The following is a 21,418-nucleotide window of genomic DNA, read 5'->3' as shown; positions in this document are numbered from 1 at the left end:
CCTTAGAATTCCAGGCCGGCTTCACGCGCGGCGTCGGCCAATGCTTTAATCCGACCGTGGTATTTGAAACCACTGCGATCGAACGCTACTTGGGTCACGCCAGCGGCTTTCGCGCGCTCAGCGATCAGACTGCCAACAGCCTTGGCGGCATCTACGTTGCCTGTTTTACCTTCGCGCAAGCTCTTATCAAGAGTTGATGCACAAGCTAACACTTTGGCGCCCTCGCCAGAAATAATCTGGGCGTAGATATGGCGTGGAGTGCGATGAATCGTCAAACGGGTAACTTTCAGCTCGGCGATTTTCGCACGAGCCTTGGTAGCACGACGTTGACGAGCAATTTTCTTGTCGCTCATATCCTAGCCCTACTTCTTCTTAGCTTCTTTACGCAGTACATTTTCGTCGCTATAGCGAACACCCTTGCCCTTGTAAGGCTCTGGTGGACGGAATGCGCGAATCTCAGCAGCAACCTGACCAAGCAATTGCTTGTCGGCGCTCTTCAGTACTACTTCGGTCTGACTAGGGGTCTCAGCCGTTACACCCGCCGGGAGGGTGTAATCGATAGGATGAGAAAAGCCCAACGTCAGGTTTACAGTGTTTCCAGATGCTTTCGCACGGTAACCAACACCGATGAGAGTCAGTTTCTTTTCGAAACCGGCTGTAACACCTTTAACCATGTTGTTTACCAGCGCACGGGTAGTACCCGCTAACGCATTGGACTGCTTGGCATTATCGCGCGGTGCGAAAGTCAGAACGGTACCGTCCTGCTTCACTTCTACCGAAGTATGAACCGCGAGTGCCAATGTACCTTGCTTGCCTTTAATATTGATGTTTTGACCTTTCAGACTAACATCAACGCCAGCAGGTATTTCAACCGGACTTTTTGCAACTCGTGACATGACGACTTCCCGTTAGAAAACAGTGCAGAGCACTTCACCGCCCACGCCAGCAACACGTGCTGCGCGGTCGGTCATAACACCTTTACTGGTAGAAACAATCGCAACACCCAATCCACCACGGACTGAAGGCAGCTCATCTTTCCCAGCATAATTACGTAAGCCTGGACGACTTACACGGTCAAGCTCAGCGATAACTGGCTTACCTTCGAAGTATTTCAGTTCGATGGTCAGTTCTGGCTTAACGCCTTCGCTTACATCAAAACCTGATACATAGCCTTCTTCTGTCAGCACGCGTGCAACGCTTGCCTTCAAGTTTGAAGACGGCATGGTAACGCTCGGCTTACCAACCATTTGTGCGTTACGCACGCGGGTTAGCATATCTGCCAAAGGATCTTGCATACTCATAGGATTCTGCTCCTGAAAACAGCCGTCATTACCAGCTTGATTTAACCAGACCAGGCACGTCACCGCGCATGGCTGCTTCACGCAATTTGTTACGGCACAGGCCGAACTTGCGGTATACAGCGTGCGGACGACCGGTCAGACGACAGCGGCGCTGCTGACGGCTCGGGCTTGCATCACGTGGCATTGCCTGCAATTTCTGCTGTGCGTCCCAGATTTCTTCGTCAGACGAAGAAGAGCTAGAAATAATAGCTTTCAGCTCTGCACGCTTGGCAGCAAATTTGGCTACTGTATTTGTACGCTTTAATTCGCGTGCAATCATAGATTTCTTGGCCATGGTTCTACCCTTATCCTTTGAATGGGAAGTTGAACGCTTTTAACAGCGCGCGACCTTCCTCATCGGTACGGGCAGTAGTCGTGATACAGATATCAAGACCGCGGATTTTATCGATTTTATCGTAATCGATTTCCGGGAAGATGATCTGCTCAGTAACGCCCATTGAAAAATTACCACGACCGTCGAACTGCTTAGGGCTAATGCCCCGGAAGTCGCGAATACGTGGAATCGCAATGGAAACCAAGCGATCAAGGAATTCGTACATACGATCCTGACGCAAAGTTACCTTACAGCCAATTGGCCAACCATCACGAATTTTAAAACCTGCAATGGATTTCCGGCTCTTGGTAACAACTACCTTTTGCCCAGAAATTTGCTCCAAGTTTTTGACAGCGTGCTCAAGCACTTTTTTGTCGCCAACTGCTTCACCAACACCCATGTTCAGAGTGATTTTGGTGATGCGTGGAATTTCCATTACATTCGCGAGTCCGAGCTCTTGCTGGAGCTTGGGCGCGATTTCTTTTTTGTAAAGATCTTTCAGCCTAGCCATTTCTGCTACCTGGTCTGCTTATGCGTCTACGGCTTCGCCGTTGGATTTAAAGACGCGAATCTTCTTCCCGTCTTCGAGAATTTTGAAGCCCACACGATCAGCTTTCTGAGTTGCAGCATTAAATATTGCAACATTAGAATCCTGAATCGCAGCTTCTTTTTCCACGATACCACCAGCAACACCCGCTTGCGGGTTTGGCTTCTGGTGTTTTTTAATCATGTTAATGCCTGAAACAACCAAACGATTGTCGGCCAATACGCGCACTACTTTGCCACGTTTGCCCTTATCGCGCCCGGCGATAACAATCACTTCGTCATCACGTTTGATCTTACGCATTTGCCTGTCCTCGATTCTCTGACTCTGGCCTGTACTTACAGTACTTCAGGTGCCAGAGAAATGATTTTCATAAACTTGTCACCGCGAAGCTCACGTGTAACTGGCCCAAAAATACGGGTGCCAATTGGAGCATCTTGGTTGTTAAGTAATACAGCTGCGTTATCATCAAATTTGATCAGTGAACCGTCTGGGCGGCGAACACCTTTGCGAGTGCGCACTACGACAGCCTTCATCACTTGACCCTTTTTGACCTTACCGCGAGGAATTGCTTCCTTCACGGTGACCTTGATGATGTCACCTACAGATGCGTAACGACGATGTGAACCGCCTAGCACCTTGATACACATAACGCGGCGAGCACCACTGTTGTCAGCCACTTCTAAGTAGGATTCAGTTTGAATCATGGTCCGTCTCCGAAACTCTTAATCGAGCGTTACTGAGCTAAATCTCAGCAGCGCGCTCTTCAATTTTAACTAAAGCCCAAGACTTAGTTTTAGACAGAGGACGAGATTCAGCGATAGTGACAACGTCACCCATCTTGCACTCGTTGTTCTCGTCATGAGCCTTCAACTTAGATGATTTACTAACATACTTGCCATAAATCGGGTGCTTTTCGCGACGCTCGATCAGAACAACAATGGACTTGTCCATCTTGTTGCTAACGACCTTACCGGTCAGCGTGCGCGCAGTCTTTTTTGCCTGATCCATTGTTAATTACCTGCCTTTTCAGTCAGCACAGTTTTAATACGTGCGATGTCACGACGAGCGTTCTTCAACAGATGAGTCTGGCTCAGTTGACCGGTAGCTGCCTGCATACGGAGCTTGAACTGAGCTTGCAGCTCAGACAACAGCGCCGCATTCAGCTCTTCAACTGATTTTTCGCGGAGTTCTGAAGTTTTCATTACATCACCGTACGCTTAACGAAAGTTGTAGACAGCGGCAGTTTGGCTGCAGCCAGAGCGAAAGCTTCGCGAGCGATTTGCTCTGGAACACCTTCCATCTCATACAACACTTTGCCTGGTTGAATCTGGGCTACCCAGTACTCAACATTACCCTTACCTTTACCCTGACGAACTTCCAAAGGCTTTTCGGTAATTGGCTTATCTGGAAACACTCGAATCCAAATTTTACCGCCACGTTTAATGTGACGAGTCATTGCACGACGAGCCGCTTCAATCTGACGAGCAGTGATGCGTCCGCGGGCAATAGCTTTTAAGCCAAATTCGCCAAAGCTAACTTTAGAGCCACGCTGGGCCAAGCCGCGATTGCGGCCTTTCATTTGCTTGCGAAACTTTGTACGCTTCGGTTGCAGCATGTTGCGTACCCCTTACTTAGAAGACTTCTTCTTAGGCGCTGCAGTTTCTACTGGTGTTTCACCACCAAGAACTTCGCCCTTGAAGATCCATACTTTCACGCCAATGATGCCGTAAGTGGTTTTCGCTTCGGCTGTAGCGTAGTCAATATCTGCACGCAGGGTGTGCAACGGCACACGTCCTTCGCGGTACCATTCGGAACGTGCAATTTCTGCACCGCCCAAACGACCACCTACCTGCACCTTGATCCCTTCAGCGCCCTGACGCATGGCGTTTTGCACAACGCGCTTCATGGCGCGGCGGAACATCACTCGACGCTCCAACTGTTGTGCAACACTTTGTGCTACCAGAGCCGCATCCAGATCAGGCTTGCGGATTTCTTCGATGTTGATATGTACAGGCACGCCCATTTTAGCGGTAATAGCACTGCGCAATTTCTCAACGTCTTCGCCTTTCTTACCGATCACAATGCCTGGACGGGCAGTGTGGATGGTAACGCGAGCGGTATTCGCAGGACGCTCGATATCAATGCGACTTACAGACGCACTGGCAAGCTCCTTTTGAATGTACTCACGCACTTTCAAATCGGTGTAAAGCTTATCTGCGTAATCGCCACTTCCAGCATACCAAACAGAAGTGTGCTTCTTAACGATACCCAGACGAATACCTGTCGGATGTACTTTCTGACCCATAACGCCTGCTCTCTTACTTGTCTGCTACTTTAACGGTAATGTGGCAGGTGCGCTTACAAATACGGTCTGCGCGACCTTTAGCTCGAGGCTGAATACGCTTCATTGTCAGACCTTCGTCGACAAAAATCGTAGAAACCTTCAACTCATCCACATCGGCACCATCGTTGTGCTCTGCGTTAGCAATCGCTGATTCCAAAACTTTCTTGATCAAAACGGCGCCCTTTTTGGGGCTGAACGCTAAGATATCGAGAGCTTCGTCAACGCGCTTGCCACGAATCTGGTCAGCAACCAGTCGAGCTTTTTGCGCTGATAAGCGAGCACCGCGTAATTTTGCTGCTACTTCCATCGTCATAACCTCGAATTAACGCTTCTTCGCTTTCTTATCCGCGATATGACCGCGGTAAGTGCGAGTGGCGGCGAATTCGCCCAGTTTATGACCAACCATTTCTTCGTTGACCAGAACCGGAACGTGTTGACGCCCGTTGTGCACAGCAATCGTTAGACCAACCATATCTGGCATGATCATCGAGCGACGCGACCAGGTTTTAACTGGACGGCGATCATTCTTTTCGATCGCTGCTTCGACCTTCTTCAACAGGTGAAGATCGATGAAAGGACCTTTCTTCAGTGAACGTGGCACTGTAATTCCCCTAATCAGCTAAGTCGCGCGATTACTTCTTGCCGCGACGACGAACAATCATGTTATCTGTGCGCTTGTTACTACGAGTCTTATAACCCTTAGTTGGCACACCCCATGGAGTAACCGGATGACGACCACCAGAGGTGCGGCCTTCACCACCACCGTGCGGGTGATCAACCGGGTTCATCGCCACACCGCGAACAGTAGGACGAACACCGCGCCAACGCTTGGCACCGGCTTTACCTAGTGAACGCAGACTGTGTTCGCTGTTAGACACTTCGCCTAACGTCGCACGACAATCACTCAGAACTTTACGCATTTCACCGCTGCGAAGACGCAGGGTAGCGTAGGCGCCATCGCGGGCAACCAACTGCGCAGAAGTACCCGCAGAACGCACTAACTGAGCACCCTTACCAGGCTTAAGCTCAATACAGTGAATCACGGCACCCACAGGAATATTGCGCAATGGCAAAGTATTACCTGGCTTGATTGGCGCTGCTTCGCCGCTCACGATTTGATCGCCAGCGTGCAGACCTTTCGGTGCAATGATGTAACGACGCTCACCATCGGCGTAACACACCAACGCAATGTTTGCGCTGCGGTTTGGATCGTATTCCAAACGCTCAACTTTGGCCGGAATACCGTCCTTCAAGCGCTTAAAATCGATAACGCGATAATGCTGCTTATGACCACCACCGATATGACGGGTAGTGATGCGACCGTTGTTGTTACGACCACCGGTCTTGCTTTTCTTCTCTAACAAAGGTGCATAAGGCGCGCCTTTGTGTAGTTCAGGATTTACAACGCTCTCAACAAAGCGACGGCCAGGAGAGGTTGGTTTGCGTTTTACAATTGCCATCTCAACAATCCCCTTACTCTGCTACTGCAAAGTCAATATCTTGACCCTGCTCGAGACGAACGTAAGCCTTCTTCCAATCGCTCTTTTGGCCCATACCATGCTTAGTACGCTTGGTCTTGCCTTTCACGTTGATTGTGCGAACGCTTACAACCTTCACACTAAAAAGCTTTTCTACTGCAGCTTTGATCTCAGTTTTTTCAGCGCTTGGAAGCACTTTGAAAACCACTTGATCTTGCTCACCTGCGCCGGCCGCTTTTTCGGAAATGACCGGACCTAGCAACACTTTATAAATGCGTTCTTGGTTCATGCCAACATCCCCTCAAGCTTCTTCAGAGCAGGAACAGTTACTACAACCTTGTCGAAACGAATCAGACTTACAGGGTCAACACCCTCTGCGTCACGAACGTCAACTTTGTGCAGGTTGCGAGCTGCCAGATAAAGATTCATGTTTAACTCTTCAGTGACGATCAACACATCTGAAAGATTGTATTGAGCCAACTGACCTACCAATGCTTTTGTTTTTGGTGCATCAAGCTCGAAGCTATCAACAACAATCAAACGCTCTTGGCGAGCAAGTTCAGACATGATGCACTGCATGGCAGCGCGATACATTTTCTTGTTTAACTTCTGGTCAAAGCTACGTGGCTTGGCTGCGAAAGTTACACCACCGGTACGCCATAGCGGACCGCGAGTTGTACCTGCACGAGCACGACCCGTACCTTTTTGACGCCAAGGCTTGGCGCCGCCACCAGAAACTTCAGCGCGAGTCTTCTGCGCTTTGGTGCCTTGACGCGCTGCTGCCATATAAGCAACAACCGCTTGGTGCACCAAGTCTTGATTGAACTCGCGAGCAAACGCTACGTCAGATACGTTAACCGTACCTTTGGCGCCTGCTGGAGTAGTAATATTCAATTCCATGGTCGATCCCCCTCGGAAACTTAGCCGTTGTTGCGCGCTTTAACAGCGAGACGCACGATGACGTCACCACCTGGAGCACCAGGTACTGCGCCTTTGATCAACAGCAAATTACGCTCTGCATCGACCTTAACCACTTCAAGATTTTGAACGGTTACGCGCTCATCACCCATATGGCCGGTCATCTTTTTGCCTTTAAACACGCGACCAGGAGTCTGGCACTGGCCAATAGAGCCAGGTACGCGATGAGAAAGGGAGTTACCGTGGGTAGCATCCTGCATGGTGAAGTTCCAACGCTTAACAGTACCAGCGAAGCCCTTACCTTTGGATGTTCCAGTGACGTCTACGATTTGACCAGCTTCGAACGCGGAAACAGTAATTTCTGAACCAACTTCGAAAGCTTCACCACCGTCATTGCGCAACTCGTACAGACCACGACCGGCTTCTGTATTAGCTTTGGCAAAATGACCAGCAGCAGATTTTACAACGCGGGAAGCGCGACGCGAACCAAGAGTTACCTGCACAGCAGAGTAGCCATCAGTTTCGACGCTCTTAACCTGAGTAATACGGTTTGGCTCAACTTCAACCACCGTTACTGGGATAGAGACACCGTCTTCAGTGAAGATACGGGTCATGCCGCTTTTGCGACCGACAATACCTATTGTCATTTTTAAAACCTCTATGGTGTACGGGGCTTTTACCCGCTATGGCCGCCCATTTCAGAGCGTTACACACACCTACTCACTCGCGCGGGTAGGCAGCAAAATGTTATTTATCCGAGACTAATTTGAACTTCGACACCAGCAGCTAGGTCCAGCTTCATAAGGGCGTCTACAGTCTTTTCTGTAGGCTCTACAATATCCAACAAACGCTTATGTGTGCGGATTTCGTACTGGTCACGCGCATCTTTGTTAACATGCGGTGAAACCAGAATAGTGAAACGCTCTCGACGAGTAGGCAGCGGAATCGGACCACGCACTTGGGCACCTGTACGCTTTGCTGTCTCGACGATTTCCTGTGTAGAAGCATCAATCAACTTGTGATCGAAAGCTTTCAGGCGAATGCGAATGCGCTGACTCTGCATCTGAACCAAACTCCAAAATACTATAAAGAACAATCCGCCAGGGGAAATCCCTGAAAAACGGAGGCGCAATATTAAGGGCGAAGACCCCTACTGTCAAGCAAATGAAGAAAACTTCCTTTTCCAGAGAAAAAGACTTTTAAAACAAGAGCTTAACGGTGAAAACCGCCCCAAATTTTCGGGGCGGCTAACAATTCAGCAACAAAACACTGAAAATATTTTCAACGATTACTCGATGATCTTAGCAACAACACCCGCACCAACGGTACGACCACCTTCACGGATGGCGAAGCGCAAGCCGTCTTCCATCGCGATTGGGTGAATCAAGGTGACTTCCATTTGCACGTTATCACCTGGCATTACCATCTCAACGCCCTCTGGCAGCTCACAAGCGCCAGTTACGTCGGTAGTACGGAAGTAGAACTGTGGACGGTAGCCTTTGAAGAATGGCGTGTGACGACCACCTTCATCTTTCGACAATACGTACACTTCTGACTGGAACTTGGTGTGCGGCTTGATCGCACCTGGCTTAGACAACACCTGGCCACGCTCAACGTCATCGCGCTTAGTACCGCGCAACAGAACACCTACGTTCTCACCCGCACGACCTTCGTCGAGCAGCTTGCGGAACATTTCAACACCAGTACAGGTAGTCTTGGTGGTATCGCGCAGACCAACGATCTCGATTTCTTCGCCCACTTTAACAATACCGCGCTCAATACGACCGGTCACAACAGTACCGCGACCAGAGATAGAGAACACGTCTTCGATTGGCATCAAGAAAGCACCGTCGATAGCACGCTCGGGCTCTGGAATGTAAGAGTCCAGGGTTTCAACCAGCTTCTTAACAGCGGTGGTACCCATTTCGTTGTCATCGGTACCGTTCAACGCCATCAGCGCAGAACCGATGATGATTGGGGTATCGTCGCCTGGGAATTCGTACTGGCTCAACAGCTCGCGAACTTCCATTTCAACCAACTCTAACAGCTCGGCATCGTCAACCATGTCGGCCTTGTTCAGGAATACAACGATGTAAGGTACACCTACCTGACGCGACAACAGGATGTGCTCGCGCGTCTGTGGCATTGGGCCATCAGCGGCAGAACATACCAGAATCGCACCGTCCATCTGGGCAGCACCGGTGATCATGTTTTTCACATAGTCGGCGTGGCCTGGGCAGTCAACGTGCGCGTAGTGACGGATAGGCGAATCATATTCTACGTGTGCCGCAGAAATGGTGATGCCGCGCTCGCGCTCTTCTGGCGCCGAGTCGATACCATCAAATGCAACCGCTGCACCACTGCCCCACACTTCCGCACATACGCGAGTCAGAGCTGCTGTCAGGGTAGTTTTACCATGGTCAACGTGACCAATGGTGCCCACGTTTACGTGGGGCTTGTTACGTTCAAACTTAGCCTTAGCCATTTTTTAAAACCTCAAATACGTGAATTTGATTCGATTAGTAATCGCTAGCAACCCTGCTCTTGGCAATGATTTCCTGCGCGACGTTAGAAGGTGCCTCAGCGTAGTGCAAGAACTCCATGGAGTAAGTTGCACGACCCTGGGTTGCAGAGCGCAATGCAGTCGCATAACCGAACATCTCGGCCAGCGGCACCTCAGCATTAACGATCTTGCCTGACGGGGTATCTTCCATACCCTGGATCAGACCCCGGCGACGATTTAAGTCACCGACCACATCACCCATATTCTCTTCTGGCGTTACCACCTCAACCTTCATAGTTGGTTCAAGCAGAACCGCACCGCCAAATTGCGCCAATTGCTTAGTAGCCATGGACGCGGCGATTTTGAACGCCATTTCGTTGGAGTCGACATCGTGAAAGGAACCATCGTAAACGGTAGCCTTTAAGCCCAGCAACGGATAGCCACCCAGAACACCGTTCTTAGATTGCTCTTCAATACCCTTGCCGATTGCCGGAATGTATTCCTTGGGAATAACACCACCCACAACCTCGCTTACGAACTCCACTTTTTCAGCGTTGGCATCCTCTGCTGGCTCAAACTTGATCCAGCAGTGACCATACTGACCACGGCCACCCGATTGACGCACAAACTTACCTTCGATCTCGCAGGTGTTTGTGATCTTTTCGCGGTAAGCAACTTGTGGCTTACCAATATTGGCCTCAACGCTGAATTCACGGCGCATACGGTCAACAATGATATCTAAATGCAATTCACCCATGCCGGAGATAATGGTCTGACCTGTCTCCTTATCCGTGTGAACGCGGAACGACGGATCTTCCTGCGCCAGCTTGCCCAGCGCCACGCCCATCTTTTCCTGATCCGCTTGCGACTTGGGCTCTACCGCCACCGAAATAACCGGCTCCGGGAACTCCATGCGCTCAAGCGTAATAACATGGTTGATATCGCACAGGGTGTCGCCCGTGGTGACATCTTTAAAGCCGATGCCGGCGGCAATATCGCCGGCCCAGACTTCTTTAATTTCTTGCCGGTTGTTGGCATGCATTTGCACCATGCGCCCAACCCGCTCCTTCTTGCCTTTAACGGCATTGAAAATCTGATCGCCTTGGGCCAACTTGCCCGAGTAAACCCGGAAGAAGGTCAACGTGCCGACGAAAGGGTCGGTAGCAATTTTAAAGGCCAATGCAGAGAAAGGCGCGTCATCATCAGCCTCGCGAATCGCATGGGTTTCGCCATCATCGAGCACGCCGTCGATAGCCTTTACTTCCGTAGGCGACGGTAAGTACTCAACCACAGCATCCAAAACCGCTTGCACACCCTTGTTCTTAAAGGCGGAGCCACCCAGCACGGGAATAATCTCTCCAGCAAGGGTGCGCTTGCGCAAGGCTGACTTGATTTCGGCTTCGGTGAGCTCGCCGCCCTCGAGATACTTATCCATCAACTCTTCGGTGGCTTCGGCGGCAGCCTCGACCAACTGCTCGCGCATGGTCGCGCAAACATCCTGCATATCGGCCGGGATAGGCTCGTAGGCGAAGGTCATACCCTGATCTTCTTCACTCCAGCGAATCGCCTTCATTTTGATCAGGTCTACTACACCTTGGAAATTTTCTTCGGCGCCAATGGTCATCTGTAACGGCACTGGGTTGGCACCCAAGCGCGTCTTTAGCTGATTAACCACGCGCATAAAGTCGGCGCCGGTGCGGTCCATCTTATTGACGAACACCATGCGCGGAACTTCGTATTTGTTGGCCTGCCGCCACACGGTTTCGGTCTGAGGCTGAACCCCAGAGGAACCACAGAGAACGACGACAGCACCATCCAGCACACGCAATGAACGCTCCACCTCAATGGTGAAGTCCACGTGCCCCGGGGTATCGATAATATTGACGCGATGCTCTTCGAATTGAGCATCCATACCACGCCAGAAACAGGTGGTAGCGGCGGATGTAATGGTAATACCACGCTCTTGCTCTTGCTCCATCCAGTCCATGGTGGCCGCACCGTGGTGCACCTCGCCAATCTTGTGGGATAGACCTGTGTAGAACAGAACGCGCTCGGTAGTCGTGGTTTTACCCGCATCAACATGCGCACAAATACCAATATTGCGGTAGCGTGAGATGGGTGTTTTACGTGCCACAAAAGACTCCCGAAAAAACAAACGTTATTAACACTAAAAGGCAGCCGAAGCTGCCTTTTAGCATCAAAGCATGGCGCTTAGAAACGGTAGTGGCTGAATGCCTTGTTCGCTTCTGCCATACGGTGAACATCTTCACGCTTCTTCACAGCAGCACCTTTGCCCTGTGAGGCGTCAATCAATTCACCGGCTAAACGCTGGGCCATAGACTTCTCACCGCGATTGCGTGAGTAATCTACCAGCCAGCGCATAGCTAGCGCTGCACGACGAGCTGGACGAACTTCAACGGGCACCTGGTAAGTAGCACCACCAACACGGCGGGACTTAACTTCTACCATGGGCGCGATGGCTTCGAGAGCTTCATCGAACACTTCTAACGGATCGCGGTTCAGTTTTGTCTGAACAACTTCGAGGGCACCATAAACAATGCGCTCTGCGACCGACTTCTTACCACTGACCATCACGTGGTTCATAAATTTCGCCAGCGTTGTGTTACCAAACTTAGGATCTGGTAAGACTTCGCGTTTTGCGACGACGCGTCTTCTTGGCATTTTAAATCGCCTCTATCTTTAGGTTTTTCTAAGACTCCGCTCTTACCGCTGCTCAAAGGTCCTAAAAGTCGGAACTTCCAATCTCTTCAGCGGGGCAAGCGCGCTTAGCCTTACTCGGTTCAACCGAAAACGTATGTCTTCAGAAATCTTGCGATTACTTAGGACGCTTGACTCCGTACTTGGAACGACGCTGCTTGCGATCTTTCACGCCAGCGGTATCCAAAGAGCCACGCACTGTGTGGTAACGCACACCTGGCAAGTCTTTTACACGACCGCCACGGATTAGCACCACGCTATGCTCTTGCAGGTTGTGCCCTTCACCACCGATGTAAGAAGTTACTTCAAAGCCATTGGTTAGGCGCACACGGCAGACCTTACGCAAAGCTGAGTTTGGCTTCTTTGGTGTAGTGGTGTAAACGCGGGTACAAACGCCACGTTTCTGCGGATTGGCTTGCAATGCAGGAACGTCGCTTTTAACAACCTTACGTTTTCTCGGCTTACGAACCAACTGGTTGATCGTTGCCATGAAAATAAACTCCACAAACTAGTTTTCGCTACCCAAAAGTCGGATAACGCAGTTAAAAGTGCAGGCAAGCGCCTGCCCCACTCAGAAAAAGTGGGAGGCGCATTGTAAGGACGCCTCCCACCCCAGTCAAGATGAAAAAACACCCAAGTTGCCTTGGCTGCAGTCATCTCACATGTTTTTTACCCTAATACTCAGCTAGCGCTGGATTTCAGAGCTTCGGTCAAGGCTGCTTCTACTTCCGCAGCACTCACACCACCCTCACTCGGACCGATTTCGCGCACGCGGCGACGCTCGTTGTGATAGGCCAAGCCGGTACCGGCTGGAATCAAACGACCCACGACCACGTTCTCTTTCAAGCCGCGTAGATCATCGCGCTTGCCAGTTACGGCAGCCTCGGTCAATACGCGCGTGGTTTCCTGGAAGGAAGCCGCAGAGATGAAGGATTCGGTGGCCAAGGACGCCTTGGTAATACCCAGCAACTGACGCTCGTAAGTGGCAGGCTGCTTACCTTCGGCGCGCAAGCGCTCGTTCTCTTCCAGCACTTTATGGAACTCCGCTTGCTCGCCTTTAACGAAGCTAGAGTCACCCATGGTGGTGATCTCAACCTTGCGCAACATCTGGCGGCAAATGGTTTCAATGTGCTTATCGTTAATCTTCACACCCTGTAAGCGGTAAACGTCTTGGATTTCGTTAGTAATGTAACGAGCCAAGGCCTCTACACCCTTGAGGCGCAAAATATCGTGCGGATTGCTCGGGCCGTCCGACACAACTTCACCACGGGCTACCTGCTCACCTTCGAACACGGTTAACTGACGGTGCTTAGGAATCAGCACTTCGTAGTGAGTCGAACCGTCTGGCAGCGGCTGGCCATCGCTCGGGGTAATCACCAAGCGACGCTTGCCCTTAGTTTCCTTACCGAAGCTAACGGTACCGGAGATTTCCGCCAAAATTGACGGCTCTTTCGGCTTACGCGCTTCGAACAGGTCGGCAACGCGTGGCAGACCACCGGTAATATCGCGCGTCTTCGAGCCCTCTTGCGGGATACGCGCAAGAATGTCACCCACCACAATCTTATCGCCATTGCTGATCGACAAAATAGACTTAGGCGGCAGCGCGTAGTGCGCGGGCACATTGGTATTGGGCAAGTAAAGCTCGTCGCCCTTTTCGTCGATCAAGGTGATCGCCGGCTTCAAATCTTTACCAGCAGCGGGACGCTCGGCCGGATCAATAATCTCGATCGATGACAGACCGGTCAATTCGTCTGTTTGACGACGCACAGACAGACCTTCTTCCATACCGGAGAAAGCTACCTGACCCGCCACTTCGGTGACGATGGGGTGAACGTGCGGGTCCCACTTGGCAACGATTTGACCACCGTCAACGGCCTCGCCTTCTTTAACGGTAATCAAGGCGCCGTATGGAATCTTGTAGCGCTCGCGCTCGCGGCCATTGCCGTCGGCAACTGCCAGCTCACCGGAACGAGAAACTGCCACCAAGTGACCGTCGGGACGGCTAACCACTTTGATGTTGTGCAGGCGAATCGTACCTTCCTGCTTAACGCTAACGCTGTCGGCGGCAGAAGCTCGCGACGCCGCACCACCGATGTGGAAGGTACGCATGGTCAGCTGAGTACCGGGTTCACCGATCGACTGAGCGGCAATAACACCAATAGACTCACCCATGTTGGCGCGATGGCCACGGGCCAAATCGCGACCATAACACTGAGCACAGATACCTTGGCGGGTCTCACAAGAGATTGGCGAGCGAACAACAACTTCGTCGATACCCATCTTCTCTACGCGCTTGACCCACTCTTCATCGATGATAGTGCCGGCAGGAATCAAAATTTCATCTGAATCTGGACGCACCACATCGCGCGCGATAACACGACCAAGAATACGATCACCCAAAGAATCGATGATGTCACCACCCTCGATTACCGGTGACATCGTCAAGCCTTCGTCGGTACCACAATCGACTTCGGTCACAACAACGTCTTGCGCCACGTCGACCAAGCGACGGGTCAAGTAACCGGAGTTCGCTGTCTTCAATGCGGTATCCGCCAAACCTTTACGCGCACCGTGCGTCGAGATGAAGTACTGAAGTACGTTCAAGCCTTCGCGGAAGTTTGCGGTAATAGGCGTTTCGATGATCGAGCCATCGGGACGGGCCATCAAACCACGCATACCGGCCAGCTGACGAATCTGCGCTGGCGAACCACGCGCACCTGAGTCGGCGTACATGTACACGGAGTTGAAGCTGTCTTGCATTTCTTCTTTGCCATCGCGGTTGATCACAGCTTCTTTGCTGATGCCTTCCATCATGGACTTAGCCACTAAATCGTTAGCGCGCGACCAGATATCGATCACTTTGTTGTACTTTTCGCCCTGGGTAACCAGACCGGCAGCAAACTGGCTCTCAATTTCTTTCACGTCATTTTCGGCGCGCTCAACAATCTTCGCCTTCGCATCGGGAATAGCGAAATCATTCACACCGATAGACGAACCGGACTTCGTTGAGTACTCGTAACCCATGTACATCAACTGGTCGGCGAAAATAACCGTGGACTTCAAACCAACCTGGCGGTAGCAGTAGTTGATCAAGGCAGAGATTGCCTTTTTCACCATGTTCTTGTTAACCATGTCAAAGGGAATACCCTCTGGCGCGATTTCCCAAAGCAGCACACGACCCACGGTCGTATCGACAACTTTCGACACTTCGATACGCTCGCCTTGCTCGCCAAAAGTCACTTGATTTACGCGGACTTTAATTTTCGCTTGCAGCTCGGCAATTTTACCGTGATAGGCGCGGTTAACTTCTTTGATATCCGCGAAAGCCATGCCTTCACCCTTGGCATTGATGCGCTCGCGGGTCATCCAGTAGAGACCCAATACCACGTCCTGCGACGGCACGATGATTGGCTCACCGTTAGCTGGCGACAGAATGTTGTTGGTCGACATCATCAACGCGCGCGCTTCCAACTGAGCTTCAATGGTCAGTGGAACGTGTACAGCCATCTGGTCGCCGTCGAAGTCGGCGTTGTAAGCCGCACAAACGAGTGGGTGTAACTGAATGGCTTTACCTTCAATCAACACTGGCTCGAACGCCTGAATACCCAAGCGGTGAAGTGTTGGCGCACGGTTTAACAACACCGGGTGTTCGCGAATCACGTCGTCGAGGATATCCCAAACCACGGGCTCTTCGCGCTCAACCATTTTCTTTGCAGCTTTAATGGTGGTGGCCAAACCTTTCAGTTCCAGCTTGCTGAAAATGAACGGCTTGAACAACTCCAATGCCATTTTCTTCGGCAGACCACACTGGTGTAAGCGCAGGGTTGGACCTACCACGATCACAGAACGACCGGAGTAATCAACACGCTTACCGAGCAAGTTCTGACGGAAACGACCCTGCTTACCTTTGATCATGTCAGCCAGTGACTTCAAAGGACGCTTGTTTGAACCGGTGATGGCGCGACCGCGACGACCGTTATCCAGCAACGCATCCACAGCTTCCTGCAGCATACGCTTTTCGTTGCGCACGATAATGTCTGGCGCAGACAAATCCAACAAACGCTTCAAGCGGTTGTTACGGTTGATTACGCGGCGGTACAAATCGTTCAGATCGGAGGTGGCAAAACGGCCACCGTCCAGCGGCACCAACGGACGCAAATCTGGCGGTAACACGGGCAGCGCTTCCAGCACCATCCACTCAGGCTTATTGCCCGAGCCGAAGAAAGCCTCAAGCAACTTCAAGCGCTTGGAGTACTTCTTAATTTTGGTTTCAGAATTGGTGTTTGGAATTTCTTCGCGCAAGAATTGAATTTCCTGCTCGAGATGAATATCCGCCATCAATTTCTGAATAGCTTCCGCACCCATGCTGGCTTCGAACTCGTCGCCAAACTCTTCCATGGCTTCAAAGTACTGTTCGTCGTTCAGCAACTGACCTAACTCTAGCGTGGTCATGCCTGGGTCGGTCACTACATAAGATTCAAAATACAACACCCGCTCGATATCGCGCAGGGTCATATCCAGCAACAAACCGATACGGCTTGGCAGTGACTTCAAGAACCAAATGTGAGCAACGGGCGAGGCGAGCTCGATGTGACCCATGCGCTCGCGACGCACTTTGGCCAAGGTCACTTCTACGCCACATTTTTCACAAATGATGCCGCGATGCTTCATGCGCTTATACTTGCCGCATAAACATTCGTAATCTTTTACTGGGCCAAAAATTTTGGCGCAGAATAAACCTTCACGCTCAGGCTTGAACGTGCGGTAGTTGATTGTCTCTGGCTTTTTAACTTCGCCAAATGACCAAGAGCGAATCATGTCTGGCGATGCCAAACCAATACGAATCGCGTCAAATTCTTCAACCTGTCCCTGGGACTTCAGCAGATTAAGTAAGTCTTTCAAGGCGCTTCCTCCAATGGGCTTAAATAGCTCCGGGTGTGCCAGCGGGAGCAACGCTCCCGCCCTTCGATGTCATGCAAACAATGGATTAAGAATCGTGTTCCAATTCCATGTTAATACCCAGTGACCGAATCTCTTTCACCAACACGTTGAAAGATTCGGGCATGCCAGGTTCCATTCTGTGATCGCCATCTACGATGTTCTTATACATCTTGGTACGGCCATTCACGTCATCAGACTTAACAGTGAGCATTTCCTGTAGGGTGTAAGCGGCACCGTATGCCTCTAACGCCCACACTTCCATCTCACCGAAACGCTGACCACCGAACTGCGCTTTACCACCCAGCGGCTGCTGAGTAACCAAGCTGTAAGAACCGGTAGAACGCGCATGCATCTTGTCGTCAACCAAGTGGTTCAACTTGAGCATGTACATGTAACCAACGGTAGTATGACGCTGGAACGGATCACCGGAGCGACCGTCATACAACTGAACCTGACCTGTGTCAGAAAGGTCTGCCAAACGTAGCAGCGCTTTAATTTCAGTTTCTTTAGCACCGTCGAACACTGGCGTTGCCATGGGCACGCCGTTGCGCAGATTGCTGGCTAACTCAAGTACTTCTTCGTCGGTGAACTTGGTGAGATCGGCCTTCGCCAATGCATCGCCAGTTTTGTTGTACACCTCGTCTAAGAACTTGCGGATATCGGCAATCTTGCGCTGCTCTTCGAGCATCACGTTGATCTTGTCGCCCAAGCCTTTGGCCGCCATACCCAAGTGCATTTCCAACACCTGGCCAACGTTCATCCGCGATGGTACGCCGAGCGGGTTAAGCACGATATCAACCGGCTGACCAAACTCGTCATAGGGCATATCTTCTACCGGCATAATGACGGAGATAACACCCTTGTTACCGTGACGACCGGCCATCTTATCGCCAGGCTGGATACGACGCTTGATCGCCAAGTAAACCTTAACGATCTTCAGCACGCCTGGAGACAAGTCATCGCCAGTTTCCAACTTGCGCTTCTTATCTTCGAAACGCTCGTCGAGAATCTTGCGACGCTCAATCAAACCAGCCTCAGCGGCATCCAACTGCTCGTTCAATGCATCTTCTGCCATGCGCAGTTTGTACCACTGCTCATAGGGCAACTCATTCAAAATGTCATCGGTGAGCACTTCGCCCTTCTTAACATTTTTACCTGAGGAAACTTTTTGACCCACAAGCGCTGCACGCAGACGCTCGAAGGTGGCATTTTCCATGATGCGGTATTCTTCGTTCAGATCCTTGCGCACTTTATCTAGCTGAGATTTTTCGATCTCTCTAGAGCGCTGATCTTTCTCGATACCGTCGCGGGTAAACACCTGGACGTCGATAACGGTACCGCGGGTACCGGTGCCAACGCGTAAAGACGTATCTTTAACATCGGAAGCTTTTTCACCGAAGATGGCACGCAGCAGCTTCTCTTCTGGTGTCAGCTGGGTCTCACCTTTAGGTGTAACCTTGCCTACCAGAATGTCGCCAGCACCCACTTCGGCACCGATGTAAACGATGCCCGATTCATCCAGTTTCGCCAGCGCACTTTCGCCTACGTTTGGAATATCGGCGGTGATTTCTTCACTACCTAATTTGGTATCGCGCGCGATACAGGTCAGCTCTTGAATGTGGATCGTGGTGAAACGATCTTCCTGTACAACCCGCTCAGAAACCAAGATGGAATCTTCGAAGTTGTAACCATTCCAAGGCATGAACGCGATGCGCATGTTTTGACCCAGCGCCAACTCGCCCATGTCCACAGAGGGACCATCGGCCAGCACATCGCCACGGGCGATAACATCACCAGTTTTTACAATGGCGCGCTGGTTAATACAGGTGTTTTGGTTCGACCGGGTGTACTTGGTGAGGTTATAAATATCCACACCCGCATCACCGGTATCCACTTCACCGTCATTCACTTTAATCACGATGCGCGAGGCATCGACGCGATCGACCACACCACCGCGCTTAGCAACCACACACACGCCGGAGTCGACAGCTACGTGACGCTCCATACCCGTACCCACTAAAGGCTTTTCAGCTTTCAGTGTTGGTACAGCTTGACGCTGCATGTTTGAACCCATCAATGCACGGTTGGCGTCATCGTGTTCTAAGAATGGAATCAATGACGCGGCAACAGATACAACCTGACGCGGACTCACGTCCATGTAGGTCACATCGCCCGGGCCTTTCAAGGTGAATTCATTCGAATAACGAACGGAAACCAACTCTTCAGTTAGCTTGCCATTCTTATCTACCACGGCAGAGGCCTGGGCAATAACTTGCTCGGCTTCGTTAATAGCAGACAGATATTCAATTTCATCCGTCACTTGGCCATCTTTCACTTTGCGATACGGGCTCTCGAGGAAGCCGTAATCGTTAGTGCGAGCATAAGTCGCCAATGAGTTGATCAAACCAATGTTCGGACCTTCCGGTGTTTCGATGGGACATACGCGGCCGTAGTGAGTCGGGTGCACGTCACGCACTTCGAAGCCAGCGCGCTCGCGCGTCAGACCGCCTGGGCCTAAGGCTGAAACGCGACGCTTGTGCGTCACTTCAGACAGCGGGTTGTTTTGATCCATAAACTGCGACAGCTGCGACGAGCCGAAGAATTCTTTCACCGCGGCAGCCACTGGCTTAGCGTTAATCAAATCCTGCGGCATCAAGCCTTCGCTTTCGGCCATGGACAAGCGCTCTTTAACAGCGCGCTCAACCCGAACCAAACCAACACGGAATTGGTTTTCAGCCATTTCACCTACAGAGCGAACGCGACGGTTGCCTAAGTGATCGATATCATCGACGACACCTTGGCCGTTGCGAATGGCAATGAGGGTGCGCATAACGTCGACGATGTCGTCGTTTGACAATACGCCTTCACCCGTTTCATCTTCGCGGCTCAAGCGGCGATTGAACTTCATGCGACCAACCGCAGAAAGATCGTAGCGCTCTTGGCTGAAGAATAAATTCTGGAACAGAGTTTCTGCAGATTCTTTTGTTGGTGGCTCACCAGGACGCATCATGCGATAGATTTCTACCAATGCTTCCAGCGGCGAGCGGGTAGGATCTACGCGCAAGGTGTCAGATACGAAAGGACCGCAATCGATATCGTTGGTGTACAAGGTTTCAATGTTATTGACATTGGCTTCGCGCAACGTCTCCAACACTTCATCAGTGATTTCGGTATTACACTCAAGCAGCAGCTCGCCGGTTTTCTCATCGACGATGTCTTTCGCCAAGGCTTTACCAACGAGGTAGCTGTTAGGTACAACGAGATCCGTGATGCCAGCTTTCTCAATGTCGCGAATATGACGCGCAGTAATACGACGCCCTTCTTCGATCAGCACCTTACCTTTCTTGTCCTTAATGTCGAAAGTTGCCACATCGCCACGTAGGCGGGAAGGCACCAACTCCAACACAAACTCGCCATCCTTATTGATAGCAAACTTGCTGGTATCGAAGAACATGTCGAGCATTTGCTCTGAGGTAAAGCCGAGCGCACGCAACAAAATAGTCGCGGGCAGCTTGCGACGACGGTCAATACGGACGAACACGAGATCTTTCGGATCGAATTCGAAATCCAACCACGAGCCGCGGTAAGGAATCACGCGCGCAGTAAACAGCAGCTTACCGGAGGAGTGAGTTTTACCCTTGTCGTGATCGAAGAAAACGCCAGGCGAGCGATGCAACTGAGATACGATCACTCGCTCAGTACCATTGATAACAAAGGTACCGTTGTCTGTCATGAGCGGAATTTCACCCATGTAGACTTCTTGTTCTTTAATATCCTTAATGGATTTATTCGCAGATTCTTTATCGTAAATAATCAATCGAACTTTTACGCGCAAAGGAGCTGCGTAGGTTACGCCGCGCAAAATACATTCATTCACGTCAAATGCCGCTTTGCCTAAGGCATAGCTAACATATTCCAGGGCTGCGTTCCCGGAATAACTCACAATAGGGAATACCGACTTAAATGCAGCGTGCAGACCAAAATCTGTGCGCGCATCGGCAGAAGCATCTGCCTGGGTAAACTTTCTGTAGGAGTCCAACTGAATCGCCAGGAGGTAAGGTACATCCATTACACTCGGCAGTTTGCCGAAGTCCTTGCGGATACGTTTTTTCTCAGTATATGAGTAAGCCATCAGTATTCCCCAGCTTGTTCACGAATTGGGCTTTTGGAATCTCTGAGCCTAGAAGCACTTTGTAAAGCACTTCATTGCTACGGTTTCATCAGCGTCTTGCTGTGCGCATGAACTATAAGAAGCTTCCACTTCGAACATCACGCTTCGGTCATTAGCGTCGACC

Annotated in this window: 24 protein-coding genes; all 24 read right to left on the bottom strand. The window is 51.0% G+C overall.

The window, feature by feature from the left end; all coding sequences use genetic code 11:
- Positions 1 to 2: 2 nt before the first annotated feature.
- The 24 genes from rplR to rpoB all read right to left on the bottom strand — a co-directional run bounded on the left by rplR (position 3) and on the right by rpoB (position 21,255).
- Positions 3 to 353, bottom strand: coding sequence for a 50S ribosomal protein L18 (rplR, locus tag QWY82_RS06515; protein ID WP_290260747.1), 351 nt, complete (start codon positions 351 to 353; stop codon positions 3 to 5).
- 9 nt (positions 354 to 362) lie between these two features.
- Positions 363 to 896 carry a 50S ribosomal protein L6 gene (rplF, locus tag QWY82_RS06510; RefSeq protein WP_290260746.1) on the bottom strand — a complete coding sequence of 178 codons (534 nt, stop codon included), beginning with the start codon at positions 894 to 896 and terminating at the stop codon, positions 363 to 365.
- Between the two features lie 12 nt (positions 897 to 908).
- A complete protein-coding gene (gene rpsH / locus QWY82_RS06505) occupies positions 909 to 1,301 on the bottom strand; it encodes a 30S ribosomal protein S8 (RefSeq protein WP_290260745.1) in 393 nt (130 codons plus the stop codon).
- 28 nt (positions 1,302 to 1,329) lie between these two features.
- On the bottom strand, positions 1,330 to 1,635 hold the full coding sequence (rpsN, locus tag QWY82_RS06500; protein ID WP_290260744.1) for a 30S ribosomal protein S14: 306 nt from the start codon (positions 1,633 to 1,635) through the stop codon (positions 1,330 to 1,332).
- Between the two features lie 10 nt (positions 1,636 to 1,645).
- A complete protein-coding gene (rplE, locus tag QWY82_RS06495) occupies positions 1,646 to 2,185 on the bottom strand; it encodes a 50S ribosomal protein L5 (protein WP_290260743.1) in 540 nt (179 codons plus the stop codon).
- A gap of 18 nt (positions 2,186 to 2,203) precedes the next feature.
- On the bottom strand, positions 2,204 to 2,521 hold the full coding sequence (gene rplX / locus QWY82_RS06490) for a 50S ribosomal protein L24 (RefSeq protein WP_290260742.1): 318 nt from the start codon (positions 2,519 to 2,521) through the stop codon (positions 2,204 to 2,206).
- A 35-nt stretch (positions 2,522 to 2,556) separates the two neighbouring features.
- Positions 2,557 to 2,925 (bottom strand): 50S ribosomal protein L14, encoded by a 369-nt coding sequence (gene rplN, locus QWY82_RS06485; protein WP_290260741.1) that lies wholly within the window; start codon positions 2,923 to 2,925, stop codon positions 2,557 to 2,559.
- 37 nt (positions 2,926 to 2,962) lie between these two features.
- Complete coding sequence (gene rpsQ, locus QWY82_RS06480; protein WP_290260739.1) at positions 2,963 to 3,229, bottom strand: 30S ribosomal protein S17; 267 nt, start codon at positions 3,227 to 3,229, stop codon at positions 2,963 to 2,965.
- Positions 3,230 to 3,231: 2 nt separating this feature from the next.
- The gene (gene rpmC, locus QWY82_RS06475) at positions 3,232 to 3,423 is read right to left on the bottom strand and encodes a 50S ribosomal protein L29 (protein ID WP_290260738.1); all 192 of its coding nucleotides are present in this window, start codon (positions 3,421 to 3,423) and stop codon (positions 3,232 to 3,234) included.
- Positions 3,423 to 3,836, bottom strand: a complete 414-nt coding sequence (gene rplP / locus QWY82_RS06470) for a 50S ribosomal protein L16 (protein ID WP_290260737.1) — start codon at positions 3,834 to 3,836, stop codon at positions 3,423 to 3,425. Before rplP ends, rpmC begins: the two co-directional genes overlap by 1 nt.
- Before the next feature lie 12 nt (positions 3,837 to 3,848).
- Positions 3,849 to 4,526 (bottom strand): 30S ribosomal protein S3, encoded by a 678-nt coding sequence (gene rpsC, locus QWY82_RS06465; protein ID WP_290260736.1) that lies wholly within the window; start codon positions 4,524 to 4,526, stop codon positions 3,849 to 3,851.
- A gap of 13 nt (positions 4,527 to 4,539) precedes the next feature.
- Positions 4,540 to 4,872 (bottom strand): 50S ribosomal protein L22, encoded by a 333-nt coding sequence (rplV, locus tag QWY82_RS06460; protein ID WP_290260735.1) that lies wholly within the window; start codon positions 4,870 to 4,872, stop codon positions 4,540 to 4,542.
- A gap of 15 nt (positions 4,873 to 4,887) precedes the next feature.
- Positions 4,888 to 5,166, bottom strand: a complete 279-nt coding sequence (gene rpsS / locus QWY82_RS06455) for a 30S ribosomal protein S19 (protein ID WP_183911533.1) — start codon at positions 5,164 to 5,166, stop codon at positions 4,888 to 4,890.
- Between the two features lie 31 nt (positions 5,167 to 5,197).
- Entirely contained in the window at positions 5,198 to 6,025 is an 828-nt protein-coding gene (gene rplB / locus QWY82_RS06450; protein WP_290260733.1) for a 50S ribosomal protein L2, read from the bottom strand.
- Between the two features lie 13 nt (positions 6,026 to 6,038).
- On the bottom strand, positions 6,039 to 6,332 hold the full coding sequence (rplW, locus tag QWY82_RS06445) for a 50S ribosomal protein L23 (RefSeq protein ID WP_290260732.1): 294 nt from the start codon (positions 6,330 to 6,332) through the stop codon (positions 6,039 to 6,041).
- A complete protein-coding gene (gene rplD, locus QWY82_RS06440) occupies positions 6,329 to 6,943 on the bottom strand; it encodes a 50S ribosomal protein L4 (protein WP_290260731.1) in 615 nt (204 codons plus the stop codon). The genes rplW and rplD overlap by 4 nt, the downstream gene beginning before the upstream one ends.
- Before the next feature lie 20 nt (positions 6,944 to 6,963).
- A complete protein-coding gene (gene rplC, locus QWY82_RS06435) occupies positions 6,964 to 7,608 on the bottom strand; it encodes a 50S ribosomal protein L3 (RefSeq protein WP_290260730.1) in 645 nt (214 codons plus the stop codon).
- A 104-nt stretch (positions 7,609 to 7,712) separates the two neighbouring features.
- Entirely contained in the window at positions 7,713 to 8,024 is a 312-nt protein-coding gene (rpsJ, locus tag QWY82_RS06430) for a 30S ribosomal protein S10 (protein WP_290260729.1), read from the bottom strand.
- A 225-nt stretch (positions 8,025 to 8,249) separates the two neighbouring features.
- Positions 8,250 to 9,446, bottom strand: a complete 1,197-nt coding sequence (tuf, locus tag QWY82_RS06425; RefSeq protein WP_290260728.1) for an elongation factor Tu — start codon at positions 9,444 to 9,446, stop codon at positions 8,250 to 8,252.
- Positions 9,447 to 9,480: 34 nt separating this feature from the next.
- Positions 9,481 to 11,598, bottom strand: a complete 2,118-nt coding sequence (gene fusA / locus QWY82_RS06420) for an elongation factor G (RefSeq protein ID WP_290260727.1) — start codon at positions 11,596 to 11,598, stop codon at positions 9,481 to 9,483.
- Between the two features lie 77 nt (positions 11,599 to 11,675).
- The gene (gene rpsG, locus QWY82_RS06415) at positions 11,676 to 12,146 is read right to left on the bottom strand and encodes a 30S ribosomal protein S7 (RefSeq protein WP_290260726.1); all 471 of its coding nucleotides are present in this window, start codon (positions 12,144 to 12,146) and stop codon (positions 11,676 to 11,678) included.
- 154 nt (positions 12,147 to 12,300) lie between these two features.
- Positions 12,301 to 12,672 (bottom strand): 30S ribosomal protein S12, encoded by a 372-nt coding sequence (rpsL, locus tag QWY82_RS06410; RefSeq protein ID WP_290260725.1) that lies wholly within the window; start codon positions 12,670 to 12,672, stop codon positions 12,301 to 12,303.
- A 191-nt stretch (positions 12,673 to 12,863) separates the two neighbouring features.
- Positions 12,864 to 17,084 (bottom strand): DNA-directed RNA polymerase subunit beta', encoded by a 4,221-nt coding sequence (rpoC, locus tag QWY82_RS06405; protein ID WP_290260724.1) that lies wholly within the window; start codon positions 17,082 to 17,084, stop codon positions 12,864 to 12,866.
- A gap of 85 nt (positions 17,085 to 17,169) precedes the next feature.
- Entirely contained in the window at positions 17,170 to 21,255 is a 4,086-nt protein-coding gene (gene rpoB, locus QWY82_RS06400) for a DNA-directed RNA polymerase subunit beta (protein ID WP_290260723.1), read from the bottom strand.
- Positions 21,256 to 21,418: the final 163 nt, after the last annotated feature.

It is taken from the genome of Simiduia curdlanivorans, assembly GCF_030409605.1.
GTDB lineage: Bacteria > Pseudomonadota > Gammaproteobacteria > Pseudomonadales > Cellvibrionaceae > Simiduia > Simiduia curdlanivorans.
This window is presented reverse-complemented; position numbering and strand designations above follow the sequence as displayed.

Bases quoted from the DNA above. Each gene is read 5' to 3' on its own strand.
- rplX (WP_290260742.1), bottom strand. From the start codon at position 2,521: ATGCGTAAGATCAAACGTGATGACGAAGTGATTGTTATCGCCGGGCGC.
- rpsN (WP_290260744.1), bottom strand. From the start codon at position 1,635: ATGGCCAAGAAATCTATGATTGCACGCGAATTAAAGCGTACAAATACA.
- rplF (WP_290260746.1), bottom strand. From the start codon at position 896: ATGTCACGAGTTGCAAAAAGTCCGGTTGAAATACCTGCTGGCGTTGAT.
- rplE (WP_290260743.1), bottom strand. From the start codon at position 2,185: ATGGCTAGGCTGAAAGATCTTTACAAAAAAGAAATCGCGCCCAAGCTC.
- rplP (WP_290260737.1), bottom strand. From the start codon at position 3,836: ATGCTGCAACCGAAGCGTACAAAGTTTCGCAAGCAAATGAAAGGCCGC.
- rpsL (WP_290260725.1), bottom strand. From the start codon at position 12,672: ATGGCAACGATCAACCAGTTGGTTCGTAAGCCGAGAAAACGTAAGGTT.
- rplD (WP_290260731.1), bottom strand. From the start codon at position 6,943: ATGGAATTGAATATTACTACTCCAGCAGGCGCCAAAGGTACGGTTAAC.
- tuf (WP_290260728.1), bottom strand. From the start codon at position 9,446: ATGGCTAAGGCTAAGTTTGAACGTAACAAGCCCCACGTAAACGTGGGC.
- rplB (WP_290260733.1), bottom strand. From the start codon at position 6,025: ATGGCAATTGTAAAACGCAAACCAACCTCTCCTGGCCGTCGCTTTGTT.
- rpmC (WP_290260738.1), bottom strand. From the start codon at position 3,423: ATGAAAACTTCAGAACTCCGCGAAAAATCAGTTGAAGAGCTGAATGCG.
- rplN (WP_290260741.1), bottom strand. From the start codon at position 2,925: ATGATTCAAACTGAATCCTACTTAGAAGTGGCTGACAACAGTGGTGCT.
- rpoB (WP_290260723.1), bottom strand. From the start codon at position 21,255: ATGGCTTACTCATATACTGAGAAAAAACGTATCCGCAAGGACTTCGGC.
- rplV (WP_290260735.1), bottom strand. From the start codon at position 4,872: ATGGAAGTAGCAGCAAAATTACGCGGTGCTCGCTTATCAGCGCAAAAA.
- rpsH (WP_290260745.1), bottom strand. From the start codon at position 1,301: ATGAGTATGCAAGATCCTTTGGCAGATATGCTAACCCGCGTGCGTAAC.
- rpsQ (WP_290260739.1), bottom strand. From the start codon at position 3,229: ATGGATCAGGCAAAAAAGACTGCGCGCACGCTGACCGGTAAGGTCGTT.
- rpsJ (WP_290260729.1), bottom strand. From the start codon at position 8,024: ATGCAGAGTCAGCGCATTCGCATTCGCCTGAAAGCTTTCGATCACAAG.
- rplW (WP_290260732.1), bottom strand. From the start codon at position 6,332: ATGAACCAAGAACGCATTTATAAAGTGTTGCTAGGTCCGGTCATTTCC.
- rplC (WP_290260730.1), bottom strand. From the start codon at position 7,608: ATGACAATAGGTATTGTCGGTCGCAAAAGCGGCATGACCCGTATCTTC.
- rpsG (WP_290260726.1), bottom strand. From the start codon at position 12,146: ATGCCAAGAAGACGCGTCGTCGCAAAACGCGAAGTCTTACCAGATCCT.
- rpsC (WP_290260736.1), bottom strand. From the start codon at position 4,526: ATGGGTCAGAAAGTACATCCGACAGGTATTCGTCTGGGTATCGTTAAG.
- rplR (WP_290260747.1), bottom strand. From the start codon at position 353: ATGAGCGACAAGAAAATTGCTCGTCAACGTCGTGCTACCAAGGCTCGT.